General features: G+C 71.3%; 9 protein-coding genes and 1 riboswitch. Of the genes, 4 read left to right on the top strand and 5 right to left on the bottom strand.

Going from position 1 to position 13548, the window contains the following annotated elements; all coding sequences use genetic code 11:
* Positions 1 to 33 precede the first annotated feature (33 nt).
* Positions 34 to 1638 carry a peptide chain release factor 3 gene (locus U8331_RS11520; protein ID WP_481131172.1) on the bottom strand — a complete coding sequence of 535 codons (1605 nt, stop codon included), beginning with the start codon at positions 1636 to 1638 and terminating at the stop codon, positions 34 to 36.
* A gap of 163 nt (positions 1639 to 1801) precedes the next feature.
* On the opposite strand from U8331_RS11520, the gene U8331_RS11515 reads away from it, so the two are divergent.
* The gene (locus U8331_RS11515; protein ID WP_481131171.1) at positions 1802 to 2896 is read left to right on the top strand and encodes an HDOD domain-containing protein; all 1095 of its coding nucleotides are present in this window, start codon (positions 1802 to 1804) and stop codon (positions 2894 to 2896) included.
* Positions 2897 to 3028: 132 nt separating this feature from the next.
* On the opposite strand, the gene U8331_RS11510 is transcribed toward U8331_RS11515, so the two are convergent.
* Both U8331_RS11510 and U8331_RS11505 read right to left on the bottom strand, forming a co-directional pair.
* Positions 3029 to 3955 carry a peptidoglycan DD-metalloendopeptidase family protein gene (locus tag U8331_RS11510; protein ID WP_481131170.1) on the bottom strand — a complete coding sequence of 309 codons (927 nt, stop codon included), beginning with the start codon at positions 3953 to 3955 and terminating at the stop codon, positions 3029 to 3031.
* Positions 3956 to 3996: 41 nt separating this feature from the next.
* Positions 3997 to 5115, bottom strand: a complete 1119-nt coding sequence (locus U8331_RS11505) for a YncE family protein (protein WP_481131169.1) — start codon at positions 5113 to 5115, stop codon at positions 3997 to 3999.
* Between the two features lie 131 nt (positions 5116 to 5246).
* Positions 5247 to 5367, top strand: a riboswitch (SAM riboswitch).
* 69 nt (positions 5368 to 5436) lie between these two features.
* Between U8331_RS11505 and metX the strand changes: the two genes are divergently transcribed.
* Genes metX through U8331_RS11490 form a run of 3 tightly spaced genes read left to right on the top strand, consistent with a single transcriptional unit; the run spans position 5437 to position 8821 of the window.
* Positions 5437 to 6477: a homoserine O-succinyltransferase MetX gene (metX, locus tag U8331_RS11500; RefSeq protein WP_481131168.1), complete on the top strand. Its 1041-nt coding sequence runs from the start codon at positions 5437 to 5439 to the stop codon at positions 6475 to 6477.
* The gene (gene metB / locus U8331_RS11495; protein ID WP_481131167.1) at positions 6474 to 7691 is read left to right on the top strand and encodes a cystathionine gamma-synthase; all 1218 of its coding nucleotides are present in this window, start codon (positions 6474 to 6476) and stop codon (positions 7689 to 7691) included. The genes metX and metB overlap by 4 nt, the downstream gene beginning before the upstream one ends.
* On the top strand, positions 7688 to 8821 hold the full coding sequence (locus U8331_RS11490; protein WP_481131166.1) for a homoserine dehydrogenase family protein: 1134 nt from the start codon (positions 7688 to 7690) through the stop codon (positions 8819 to 8821). The genes metB and U8331_RS11490 overlap by 4 nt, the downstream gene beginning before the upstream one ends.
* Positions 8822 to 8830: 9 nt before the next feature.
* Here the strand turns inward: U8331_RS11490 and U8331_RS11485 are convergent, their stop codons facing one another.
* Both U8331_RS11485 and U8331_RS11480 read right to left on the bottom strand, forming a co-directional pair.
* Complete coding sequence (locus U8331_RS11485) at positions 8831 to 11890, bottom strand: diguanylate cyclase domain-containing protein (protein ID WP_481131165.1); 3060 nt, start codon at positions 11888 to 11890, stop codon at positions 8831 to 8833.
* Between the two features lie 147 nt (positions 11891 to 12037).
* Positions 12038 to 13420, bottom strand: a complete 1383-nt coding sequence (locus tag U8331_RS11480) for an L-serine ammonia-lyase (protein ID WP_481131164.1) — start codon at positions 13418 to 13420, stop codon at positions 12038 to 12040.
* Positions 13421 to 13548: the final 128 nt, after the last annotated feature.

The following is a 13548-nucleotide window of genomic DNA, read 5'->3' as shown; positions in this document are numbered from 1 at the left end:
CGCTCCGGCAGCGCGACGTGAGCGGGCGTGCGCTCAGTCCGGCGCGGCGGCGTGCGCGTGTTCGCGGGTGGCGAGGAATTCGACGTCCGGCGCCCGCTCCTGCGCGAGCTGCAGGTTGACCCGGGTGGGGGCGAGGTACACCAGTTGCCCGGCGGCGTCGACCGCAAGGTTCGTCGCGTTCCGGTCGCGGAACTCCTCGAGCTTCTTCTCGTTGCCGCAGCGCACCCAGCGCGCGGTGGCGATCGTCACCGGCTCGAAGATCGCGTCGACGCCGTACTCGTCCTTGAGCCGGTAGGCGACCACGTCGAACTGCAGCACGCCGACCGCGCCGAGGATCAGGTCGTTGCTCATCAGCGGCCGGAAGAACTGGGTGGCGCCTTCCTCGCTGAGCTGGGCCAGGCCCTTCTGCAGCTGCTTGAGCTTGAGCGGGTCGCGCAGGCGCGCGCGGCGGAACAGTTCCGGCGCGAAGTTCGGGATGCCGGTGAACGACAGCTTCTCGCCCTCGGTGAAGGTGTCGCCGATCGAGATCGTGCCGTGGTTGTGGATGCCGATGACGTCGCCGGAATACGCGGTCTCGGCGATCTCGCGGTCGCTGGCCATGAAGGTCAGCGCGTTGGCCAGCTTCATGTCCTTGCCGCTGCGCACGTGGAAGGCCTTCATGCCGGCCTCGAACTTGCCCGAGCAGATCCGCATGAAGGCGACGCGGTCGCGGTGCTGCGGGTCCATGTTGGCCTGGATCTTGAACACGAAGCCGGTCAGCTTGTCCTCGGTCGGCGCGACTTCGCGGCCGGTGGTCGCGCGCGGGCGCGGTGACGGCGCGTGGCGGACGAAGAAGTCCAGCAGCAGCTGCACGCCAAAGTTGTTGACCGCCGAGCCGAAGAACACCGGGGTCTGCTCGCCGGCGAGGTATTTGTCGAGGTCGAACGGATGGCTCGCGCCCTGCACCAGTTCGAGTTCGTCGCGCAGCTCGGCCAGCGTCGCCGCGCCGATCGCCGCTTCCAGCGCCGGGTCGTCGATCGACTTGAAGATGGTCGAGTCCTGCCGCGTGAAGTTGCGCCCCTGCTCGTACAGGTGGACCTCGCCGCTGACCAGGTGGACCACGCCCTTGAGCCGCTTGCCCATGCCGATCGGCCAGGTGATCGGCGCGCACTGGATGCCCAGCACCGACTCGACCTCGTCGAGCAGCTCGATCGGGTCGCGGCCCTCGCGGTCAAGCTTGTTGATGAAGGTCATGATCGGCGTGTCGCGCAGCCGGCAGACCTCCATCAGCTTGATCGTGCGCTCCTCCACGCCCTTGGCCACGTCGATGACCATCAGCGCCGAGTCGACCGCGGTCAGCACGCGGTAGGTGTCCTCGCCGAAGTCGGCGTGGCCGGGGGTGTCGAGCAGGTTGACGATGTGGCCGTCGTAGGGGAACTGCATCACCGACGAGGTCACCGAGATGCCGCGCTCCTTCTCCAGCGCCATCCAGTCGGAGGTGGCGCTGCGGCTGGTCTTGCGCGACTTGACCGAGCCGGCCATCTGGATCGCGCCGCCGAACAGCAGCAGCTTCTCGGTCAGCGTGGTCTTGCCGGCGTCGGGGTGGGAGATGATGGCGAAGGTGCGGCGGCGCAGGGCTTCTTGGGAAACGTCGGACATGGCGACGGCGCGCGCGTGCGCGCCACGGGGCAATGGGAAGGCGCGGATTATAGCGGCTGGCGAAAACTGCCCACGCAATCACACAAGCGGCGGTTCAGCGCCGTCGGCCACGGCCGATACTGTCAGCGGAGGCGGGGAATCCGCGACGGGTAGAGGAACGAAGGTGCTGATTGTCATCGTGGGGAAGGAGCGCGGTCGGGCCAGCGAGCTGGAGGAGGCGCTGAGCGACTTCGGTCTGGCCTGGGACGTGCTTTGGGTCGAGAGCGCCGCCGCGGCGCTGGCCCTGGGTGCCGAGCGGCCGATCGACGTGGTGGTGAGCGAGGTCGAGGCCGGTGGGCCCGACCTGCTCGGGCAGCTGCGCGAACACCATCCCGAAGCGGTGCGGATCCTGCTGCTCGACCAGGGCCAGGACGCCGACGCCCTGCGCTCGATGGCCAGTGCCCACCGCCTGTTGCGCCAGCCGCTCGACGCCGGTGAGCTGATCGAAGCGGTCGAAAGCGTGGCCGAGCTGCGCGAGCTGCTCGACAACGCCCACCTGAAGGAGGCGGTCGGCCGGATCGAAACGCTGCCGCCGCCGCCCAAGCTCTACCTCGACCTGACCCAGCTGCTGCGCGACCCCGACACCAGCAGCGCCGAAGTCGCCGAACTGCTGGCGCAGGACCCCGCGCTGGCGGCCAAGATGCTGCGCCTGTGCAACTCGGCGTATTTCGCCGCCGGGCGCGTGGTCACCGACATCCGTGCGGCGGTCACCCGCCTGGGCCTGCAGAACACCCAGCGCTTGGTGCTGGCCGCCGAGGCCTTCGGCACGCCGGCCGAGGTCGACGGCGTCGACCGCGAGGCGATGCAGGACCGCGCACTGCGCACCTCGCAACTGGCCGCGCGCATCCTCGGTGGCTCCAGCGCCGAGCTGGCGGCCACCGCCGGCCTGCTGGCCGAGGTCGGCCGGTTGCTGCCCGGCATGCGCTACACGCTGCCCGACGGCACCGAGCAGAATCCCGACGGGCCGCATTTCGCCGAAGGCGGTGCCTACCTGCTGGGCCTGTGGGGCCTGCCGATGCCGATCGTCGAAGCGGTCGCCAACCACCACCAGCCGGCGCGCATGCGGATGGCAGGCTTCTGGGTCGCCGGCGCGGTGCACGTGGCGTCGGCGCTGGTCGCCGGGACCGAGGTCGACGAGGCGTACCTGCGCTCGGTCGGGCAGATCGACAAGCTGCCCAAGTGGCGGCTGCTCAACGAGCAGATGGCCGAGGCGGCGTAAAGCGGCAAGCGGCCGCGGCGGATCTTCCGGAGCGGCCCGCGCCGAGACTGCAGGCCTTTGTAGGAGCGGCTTCAGCCGCGATCGTGGAACCGGCGCGCGCGCACGACCATCCGATCGTGGCTGAAGCCGCTCCTACAGTGCTTCCGTGCCCGGCGCGTTGTCGTCTTGCGCGTCGGCCCCGATCTCCAGCGGCCCGGCCGGCCCGACCATCCGGAACGGCAGCGACAGCAGCCGCATGCCGCGGTTCACCTGCACCACGAAGTGCAGGTGCGGCCCGGTGGTGTAACCGGTGTTCCCCGACAGTCCGACCTGTTGGCCGGCGCGGACACGCTGGCCCGCATGGACCAGCACGCCGCCGGCCTTGAGGTGCGCGTACAGCGCCATCGAACCGTCGTCGTGCAGGATCCGGACGAAGTTGGCGCGGCCGGCGTAGCGGTCGCGGTCCAGGCCGGTACGGTCGAAACCGGCCTCCAGCTGCATCACGACGCCGTCGCGCGCGGCCAGTACCGGGGTGCCGACCGGCGTGGCGAAATCCACCGCGTAGCGGTTTTCCGGATCCACGTGGCTGAAGCGGCCGCCGTACCCCTGGTCGATGCGTGTCGACACGCTGTGCAGCGGCAACCGGTAGACCACGTCCTGCGGCGCCGCGCTCGGATGGCCCGGCAGGCTGTCCATGCGCAGCTCGAAACCGACCGCCCGGACCGGATCGGTGGCATCCAGCACCGCCACCAGCGCGCTGCCGCCGGCCGTCACCGTCGCGCGCGCGGGCAGGGCGGGGCGGCTGCGGACGTTCTCGCGCCGGCTGTAATGCAGCATCACCTCGACCGGCCCGGCGAGGCGGTTGTCGGCCCAGGCCTGCCAGCCACCCTCGACGGCTTCGATCCGCAACCGCGCGATCGCCGCGGGTTCGACGAACACCGGCACCGTACTGACCTCCACGTCATCGCGCGCCGGTCGCCGGTCGCCGTAGTGGGTGATGCCGTCCGCGTCGGTCCAGCGATACACCTGTCCGGCGCGGGCGGCCGGGTGCGGCAGCGACAGGGCCGTTGCAACCGTCACCAGCAGCGCTGCGCCCGCGAGCGGCCGAAACCGCGGCATCGTCAGCCGCCGCACTCCGCGGCCAGGCCGAGGGTCCGGGCGATGTCGCCCAGGTCGAACGCCGCGACCGCGGCATCGTCGTGTACCGCGAACAGCGCGCCCTGCGGGAACGCCCGGGTGGCCGCGGCATGCAGCGCCACGCCATCGGTGAAGGCGGTCGCCTCGCCCTGGAAGCTGCCGGCCGGCTGCAGGCTGTCGCGCTCGAACAGGTGGAACACGGTGCGTGGGGCGAGCTGGTCGACCGCGATCCAGTAGCCGAGGTCCGCCGTGCACGTCCACAGCGCCACGCCCTCGGCTTCCGCGCTGAACATGTCCTGCGGCAGGCTGTGGCCGGTCGCGCGCCCGTCGAGGCGGTACTCCCGCAACGTGGAGGCGGTGCCGCCACCGGCCGCGGGGATGCGCTCGTCGGCGATGAGCAGGCGGTCGCGCGAAGGGTCGCCGGCAATCGACTCCACCACCCGCAGCGCGTGCGCGCCGGTGTCACCGAACGCGCCGGCGTAACGGCTGTGCAGCGCGCCCGAGCGCAGGTCGAACCGCACCCGGTAGCGCCGCACGCGCTGGTCGAGCTCGGCCGCGGGCGGCACCACGTCGAAGCGCTCGCCGTACATGAAGCTGTCGGTCACGTAGATCTCCAGCTCGCCCGGCTCGGTCTCGTTGATCCACAGACCGTAGGGGCTGCGCAACTGCGCCGGGCCGAAGCGGCCGAGCGGCTCGAAGCCGGGCAGGGCGAACGCCTGCACGCGACGGTTGTCGCGCTCGACCACGAACAGGTGGTCGCCGTGCACGGCCACGCCGTTGGGGCGGTCGAATTGTCCGGGCGCGTCACCGGGGCCGCCGACCGCACGCAGGCGCTCGCCGCTGTCGGCGTCGAACACCACCAGCCGGTCGCTGGACTTGGCGCTGGCAATCAGCCAGGTACGGCCGTCGGGCGCCGGCCAAGTGGCGAGCGAGTCGAGTTCGTCGGCCTGATCGTCCGCGGAAACATAGCGTTCGGCGACCACCAGCGGTGCTGGTGCGGCGGCGTTCGACGGGGCGGGTGGTGGCGGCTCGACGGCGGGTGGCGTGCTGGCGCAGGCGCCGACCAGCAGCAACGGGAGCAGAAGACAGGCGCGGGAGGTCATGGGCGCGAAGTGTAAGTGCTGCCGGCGCTGCCGGCCCGCTCCAGTCACCGCTGATATCGTCCGTCCAAAAACAAATCGCTTTATCCGGATAAAGCGATTGACATCCTTGGAAGGCGGCGGCAGACTGCGGCCATCCATCGAGACCGGCTGAGGGACAGGCCCTTTGAAGCCGGGGCAACCCAGCACCGCGCCAGCGGTGTGAAGGTGCCAATTCCTGCGGACCCGGCCCGGCCGGTCTCCGAAAGATGGTTGCGTCGCGCTTCCCGCGGGGAGGGGCGTGCTTCCTTCAGCTCGATGGCCTCCCTCGTCAAGGAAGCCGCCATGAGCCTGCAATCCGTCTCCGTTTCTCCCCCGCGCCGCGAGCCTGGCGCCTCCGTCCTGTCCTGTCCCGGGTCGACTCCGGTGGTTCCCGCCACCGGCGGTGAATTCCGGACGGACCTCGACCTGCGCCATGCAGGCCGCCACACCGTGACCCTTCGTTATGAACGGCTCGGGGACCCGACGCTGCCGGTGGTGTTCGTCGCCGGCGGCATCTCCGCCGACCGCCACGTCGCCGCCACCGACAGCTCCCGCGCGCCGGGCTGGTGGGAAGCGCAATGCGGCACGGGCCGCGCGCTGGACCCGCGTCGCCACTGCCTGCTGTCGTTCGACTGGCTCGGGGCGGACGGCCGTCTCGACCTGCCGCTGGACCCCGCCGACCAGGCCGACGCCATCGCGGCGTTGCTCGATCGGCTCGACATCGGGCACCTGGCCGCGTTCGTCGGCTGCTCGTACGGCGCGATGGTCGGCCTGCAGTTCGCCGCCCGCCATGGCCACCGGCTGGAGCAACTGGTGGCGATCAGCGGCAGCCATCGCGCCCACCCGTACTCGAGCGCGTGGCGTGCCTTGCAGCGCCGTGCCGTCGCGCTGGGCGCGCTGCAGTGCGACGACAGCCACGGCCTCGCGCTGGCCCGGCAACTGGCCATCCTGAGCTACCGGACCGCCGAGGAGTTCGACCGCCGCTTCGACCCCGCGACCGTGGTCGACGGCCGCGTGCGGGTCGGCGCCGAGGACTACCTCGACCACTGCGGCGCGCGCTTCGCCGAACGCGTGGCCCCGACCGGCTTCCTGCGCCTGTCCGAGTCGATCGACCTGCAGGCGCTGGAGCCCGAATCGGTGCGCGTGCCGGTGACCGTCGTGGCGGTGGCCGACGACCGCCTGGTGCCGGTCGCCGACGCCTACGAACTGGTCGAGCGCCTGCGCGGCGAAACCCGGCTGCGCGTCCTGCAGTCGCCGTTCGGCCACGACGCCTTCCTCAAGGAGGAGGCGGCGATCGCCGGCGTGCTGGTCGAAGCGCTGCTCGATGCGGAGGTGGCGGCATGAGCGTCGACCGGTTGCCCGGCGCGGCCGCCACGCGCCGGCCCTGCACCGCCGCCGTGCGTGCCGGCATCGACCGCGACACCGCGTTCGGCGCGGTCACCCCGCCGCTGGTGCTGTCGTCCAACTTCAGCTTCGCCGGCTTCAACGACAAGCGCCGCTACGACTACACCCGCAGCGGCAATCCGACCCGCGACCTGCTGGCGGACGCACTGGCCGAGCTGGAAGGCGGCGCCGGCGGCGTCGTCACCGCCACGGGCATGGCCGCGATCGCCCTGGTGCTGCACGCGCTGCTCAGGCCCGGCGACCGGCTGGTGGTGCCGCACGACGGCTACGGCGGCAGCTGGCGGCTGTTCAACGCACTGGCGGCGAAGGGCGCGTTCGAGTTGCTGACGGTCGACCTGACCGACCCGCGGGCGCTCAGCGATGCGCTCGCCACCGGCCCCGCCGTGGTCTGGATCGAGACCCCGTCCAACCCGCTGCTGCGCATCACCGACCTGCGCTTCGTGATCGAGGCCGCGCACGCCGCCGGTGCGCTGGCGGTGGTCGACAACACCTTCCTGTCGCCGGCGCTGCAGCAGCCGATCGCGTTCGGTGCCGACGTGGTGGTGCACTCGACCACCAAGTACATCAACGGCCACAGCGACGTGGTCGGCGGGGCGGTGATCGCGCGCGACGCGGCGCTGCACGAGTCGCTCGCCTGGTGGGCCAACTGCCTGGGCATCACCGGCGCGCCGTTCGACAGTTTCCTGACCCTGCGCGGCCTGCGCACGCTTGACGCCCGCCTGCGCGTGCACCAGGAGAACACCGCCGCACTGGTCGAGCTGCTCGACGACCACCCTGCGGTGCGCACGGTGCATTACCCCGGCCGGACGGAGCACCCCGGCCACGCGATCGCCGCGCGCCAGCAACGCGGTTTCGGCGCAATGCTCGGCGTGGAGATCGCGGGCGGGGAGCCGGCCGTGCGCGCCTTCATCGACGGCCTGCAGTGCTTCACCCTGGCCGAATCGCTCGGTGGCGTCGAAAGCCTGGTCGCCCACCCGGCGACGATGACCCACGCGGCGATGTCGCCCGAGGCGCGCGCCGCCGCCGGGATAGGCGACGGCCTGCTGCGCCTGTCGGTCGGCATCGAGCACGTCGACGACCTGCGGGCCGACATGGCCGCGGCACTCGAGCGCGTCGCCACGGCGATCGCGGATCGCTGTCGCGTGTCGAAATGAGCGCGCTCGCGAGCGTGGTCGGAGTCCACGCGCAGGCTCCCGTATCGGCGGTGCCGGAAGCGCGCATTGCCCTGCTCGGCACCGGCCAGGTGGGTTCCGCATTGCTGCAGCGGCTGGCTGAACCGCCGTGCGACGCGCGCGGGCGGCTGTCGCTGGTGTACGTGGCCAACTCGCGGCACGCACGCACGCGCGGTGCGCTGCTGCCCTGTCCGGCGGGCGTCGACGACGCGAAGCAGTGGTCGGGCGGTCACGCGGATGACCTGGAACACCGGCTGCCCACCGACCTGCACGATGTCGCGCCGGCACTGGGCGAACACGGGACACGCATCGTCATCGACGCCACCGCCAGTGACGAGGTCGCCGCCCGCCACGCCGGCTGGCTTGCCGGGGGTATCCACGTCGTCACCGCATGCAAGCTCGCGCAGGGCACGTCGCTGCGACGCTGGCGCGAGGTCCAGGCCGCGCGTACGCAGGGCCGCACCGAATACGGTGACGCGGCGACCGTCGGTGCGGGGCTGCCACTGCTGCGTTCGATCCGCGAACTGCGTGCCGGCGGCGACCGCATCCACGCGGTCGCCGGCGTGCTGTCGGGCTCGCTGGCGTGGCTGTTCAACCATTACGACGGCTTGCGGGCGTTCTCCGGCTTCGTCCGGAAGGCGCGCGAAGCCGGTTACACCGAACCCGACCCGCGCGAGGACCTCTCGGGCGAGGACGTGCGCCGCAAGATCCTGATCCTCGCGCGCGCCGCCGGTTACGCACTGGAGAACGACGACGTCGAGGTGGAGTCGCTGGTGCCGGCGCCACTGGCGGACCTGCCGCGCGGGGAGGTCGACGCCGCGCTGCCCGCGCTCGATGCCGCCCTGCGGGAACGCTTCGCCCGCGCCCGCAAGGAAGGCGCCCGGCTGCGTTTCGTCGCGCGCCTGGAGGACGGCTGCGCGCGGGTCGGACTGGAAGCATTGCCCGAGGGCCATCCGCTGGCGGGCGGCGCCGGCACCGACAACCAGGTGGCGATCTGGTCCGATCGCTACCCCACGCAACCGTTGGTCATCCAGGGGCCGGGCGCAGGCGCCGAGGTCACCGCGGCAGGGCTGCTCGACGACGTGCTGCGGATCGCCCGCACGCGGGCCTGAGGCCGGCGCTCAGGCCGGCTCGGGCGTACCACGGGTGCCGAGCAACTGCAGCCGACCCGTCTCCAGCAGCGGATCCGGCCCGGCCTGGAGGTCCTGCAGCAGCGTCGACAGGCGGGTGGTGGCGGTCGGCCGGAACGCCGCCCAGCCGTCGCGGCCGTGGGTCTTGACGTAGTACATCGCCTGGTCGGCGAGTTCGACCATGGTTTCCCAGGTCGGGGTGCCGCGATCGTCGCGGAACATCGGGTACTCCGACAGTCCCACCGAGCAGGTCAGGTGCAACGGCTCGCCGGTGCCGATGTCGAACGCATGGCCGGCCACGGCCGCGCGCAGGCGCTCGCCGACGACCGCGAGGTTGTCCGGTGGCATCGGCCGGAACACCAGCAGGAACTCCTCGCCCCCCCAGCGCACCACGTAGTCGCCGGTACGCACCAGCGCGCTCAGCACCTGGGCGAACTGCTGCAGGACCAGGTCGCCCGCGCGGTGGCCGAAGCGGTCGTTGATCGATTTGAAATAGTCCACGTCGACCAGCGCGAACATCATCACCTCGCCGTGGTGGTTGCCACTTTCGAGTTCGCGGTCGTAATAGGCCAGGTCGGTCGGGAGCTGGCTAGCCATGTGCCGGCGGTTGCGCAGGCCGGTCAGCGGATCGGTCAGGCTGACTTCGCGCAACTGTTCGTTGGCGGCGGCCAGCGCCTCGGTGCGCTGCTGCACCAGCGTCTCCAGCGCGTCGCGCTGGACCCGGTGGCGGCGCAGCTGGTAGCGGTAGCCGGCCAACGCGACCGCGGCGGCCAGCAGCCCCAGCACGACGCGAAACCAGACGGTCTCGTGGAACCGCGGGCGGATCGAGAACGGCAGCCGCGCCGGCCGGGCGCTCGGCACGCCTACGTTGTTGCGCCCGCGCACCTCCAGCACGTAGTCGCCCGGTGGCAGGTTGGTGTAGCGCGCGTTGCGGTTGAGCGGGTCGGCCCGGCTCCAGTCCCTGTCATAGCCGAGCAGGCGGTATTCCACCTGGTTGCTCTTGGGGTCCTGGAAACTCAGCACGGTGAACTCGAACGAAAGGTCGCGGGCATCGGCCGGCAGCTCGGTCCCGGCGACGGCATGCGCGGCGGACCAGCCGTTGCCGGCGTTCACCCGCTCGATCGCCACGGTGGGCGGCAGCGGGTTCATCCGGATCGCGGCGGTGTCCATCGCCACCACGCCGTCGCGCGAGGGCAGCCACAGCGTGGAGCCGCGACGGAAACCCTTGGCGTTGCCGGCGCCGTTGCAGCAATAGCCCTGCTGGCCGCTCATCGGGTCGCCGCGTTCGTTGAGCAGCATCTCGCCACGCACCTCCGCGCGCGTGCCGGCGGCCAGCCCGGCCAGGTCGCCCACCGGCACCCGGGTGATGCCGCGCATGCCGCCGGTCCACAGGTAGCCGCCGTATTCGCTCAGGAAGAACGGCGAATTGGCCGGCATGCCTTGGTCCGGACCGAGCACATGCCAGCGGTCTTCCTGCTGGAAGTAGGTGCGCTCGGAGAAGGTGCCGATCACCAGCCGGCCATCGGCCAGGCGATGGATCGCCATGATGTCGAGGTTGGGCGGCAGGCCCCTGTCCAGCCCGACCACGGCGAAGCGGCTGTCGCGCAGCTCGTACAGCCCGGTCTGGGTGCCGACGTATATGCGGCCGTCCGGGTCCCGGTGGAAGTAGTTCACCCGGTTGTCATCGAGCCCGTCGTCCGGCCCGAACGAGCGCAGTACACCGTCGCGCAGCCGGTACAGGCCTTCCGTGGTGGCGAACCACAGCGTGTCAGGGCCGGTGCGGACGATGCCGCTGATCTGCGCCTGCGCCATGGGCGCCAGCACCGCCGGACGCTGGATTTCACCGGCGCGGGGACCGGCGTGTTCCAGCACCGCCACGCCGCGTCGCGTGCCGATCCACAGGCGGTCCGGCTCGGCCAGCAGGTTGTAGCCCTGCGGGTGCGGGAGGGCGCTGCCGGGCACGACCCCGCGCATGCGGCCATCCTCGAGCACGCTGACGCCGTCGTTGCCGCCGATCCAGATCCGCCGCCCGTCGGGATCAGGGGCCAACGACCAGACGATCGGGTCGGCCAGGCCTTCGGCCGTGCTGTAGCGGCGGGTCCAGCTGTCGCGCAGGCGGGTCAGGCCTTCCCACTGGCTGCCCAGCCACAGGTTGCCTTCGCGGTCCTCGAACGCGGTCCGCAGGCCGCGGATGCCGCCGGGGCTGTCGGAGGCGACGAACTCGACCAGACGCCCGTTGCGGATGCGCGCCAGTCCTTCGTCGCCCCCCGCCCAGAGGCTGCCGGCGCGGTCCACGTACAGCAGCTCCACCGGCACGCCGTGCAGCGCCGGCGTGCCCGCGAACGGTTGCCAGCGCCCCGAATCGAACACGAACAGGCCCTTGGCGGTCGCCGCCCACACCCGGTCCTGGGCGGCGGCGAGTCGGTTCACCGGGGCGTCGCCCGCCGCAGGCGGCAGCGGCAGCGTGTGCCAGCCGGAGCGATCGCGCCGATGCACCGCGCCACGCCCGCCGACCCACAGCGCATTGCCGCCGGCCAGCACCGCATGCGCCATCGCCGGGCTCCCGGCCACGCGATGCAGGCGCTGGTCGCGCGCTTCGAACAGGCCCGAGGTGGTCGCCACCCATATGTGGCCGGTGCTGTCCTCGGCGAAGTCCTGCACGTCCAGGGATGGCCAGCGCTGCGGATCGGCGGCCGGTACCGCGGCGAACCGCTCGCCGTCGTGCACCGCCACGCCCTTGTAACTGCCGATCCAGAGCCGCCCGTCACGCCCGGGGTGCAGCGCATGGATCCAGATGCCGGCCAGCGCCGGTTCGGTTTCCGGCCCGTAGCTGGTGAAGCGCACGCCGTCGAACCGCGCGAGCCCGGCCTGCGTCCCCACCCAGAGATAGCCGTCGCGATCCTGCGCGATCGCCCCCGCGCTGATCTGGGGCAGCCCCTGCTGGATCGACCAGTTGCTGCGGACGTGGTGGTGGAAGCTCTTGTCCAGGTCCAGCGCGTGCGCGGCGGACGCCCAGCACGCCAAGGCGAGCAGAACAGCGAAGAGACGCACCGGGAGCTCCGTCAGGGGATTGGCTATTGCCCGACGGGAGGCAAATTCCGTGCCCCGAAAGACCTGCGGCGGCGTTCGCGGGCGGGGTGCGATGAACGGTTCAGTAAAATTCCGGCCGAGGTCACGGGCGACCGCCTGCCGGGCGGCTCAGCACTCGATGACGTTCACCGCGAGCCCGCCGCGGCTGGTCTCCTTGTACTTGTCCTTCATGTCGTTGCCGGTGTCGCGCATGGTCTTGATGACCTTGTCGAGGCTGACCTTGTGCTTGCCGTCGCCGCGCATCGCCATCCGGCTGGCGTTGATCGCCTTGACCGAGCCCATCGCATTGCGCTCGATGCAGGGGATCTGCACCAGACCGCCAATCGGGTCGCAGGTCAGGCCGAGGTTGTGCTCCATGCCGATCTCGGCCGCGTTCTCGATCCGGCTGACGCTGCCGCCGAGCGCGGCGGTCAGGCCACCGGCGGCCATCGAGCACGCCACGCCGACCTCGCCCTGGCAGCCGACCTCGGCGCCGGAGATCGAGGCGTTCTCCTTGTAGAGGATGCCGATCGCCGCGGCGGTCAGCAGGAAGTCGCGCACGCCCTGCAGGTTCGCGCCGGGGATGAAGTGGTCGTAGTAGTGCAGCACCGACGGGATGATGCCGGCCGCGCCGTTGGTCGGCGCGGTGACGACGCGGCCGCCGGCGGCGTTCTCCTCGTTCACCGCCAGCGCGAACAGGTTGACCCAGTCGAGCATGGTCAGCGGGTCTTCGGCCGTGGCTTCCGGGCGGGCGACCAGCTCGGCGTGCAGCAGCGGCGCGCGGCGGGTCACGTGCAGGCCGCCGGGCAGGGTGCCGCCGGAGCGGATGCCGCGCTCGACGCAGGACTTCATCGCCGCCCAGATCTCGTCCAGGCCGGCGTCGATCTCGTCGCGCGTGCGCCAGACCTGCTCGTTGGCGTACATCAATTCGGCGATGGTGATGCCATGGCGTTCGCACTGGGCGATCAGCTCGTCGCCGGAGTTGAACGGGTACGGCACCTCGGTGGTGTCGGCGACGATCCGGTCCTCGGCCGCCTCGTCCTGGTTGACCACGAAGCCGCCGCCGACCGAGTAGTAGTCGCGCGTGGCGATTACGCCACCGTCGGCGTCGTACGCGGTGAAGCGCATGCCGTTGGTGTGGAACGGCAGCTTCTGGCGCTTGTTCATGATGAGGTCGTGCTTCTCGTCGAAGCCGATCTCGTGGCGACCGAACAGGCGGATGCGCTTGCTCGAACGGATGCGCTCGAGCGCGTCGGGGATGATGTCGGGGTCGATCAGGTTCGGCCAGTGGCCTTCCAGCCCCATCAGCACCGCCTTGTCGGTGCCGTGGCCGCGGCCGGTGAGGGCGAGTGAGCCGAACACTTCCGCGCGGACGCGCGTGGTGCGCTCCAGGTCACCGTTTTCGATCAGCCAGCGCTCGATGAAGCGCGCCGCCGCCCGCATCGGGCCGACGGTGTGCGAGGAGCTCGGCCCGATGCCGATCTTGAACAGGTCGAACGTGCTGACGGCCACTGCGGACTCCAACCGGCGGAGGCCGGCATCTGGCGCCGATCGGACGCGACCGGCCAAACCGATATTCTACGGCGCCGAGCCTTTCGCTTCAGGGCGCGAGGACCGATCCGGCCGCTCCCTCGCTTCCC

It is taken from the genome of Lysobacter sp. CC-YZS074, from assembly GCF_056739745.1.
The sequence above is the reverse complement of the archived record's forward strand: the minus strand, read 5'-3'. Positions and strand labels throughout refer to the sequence as shown.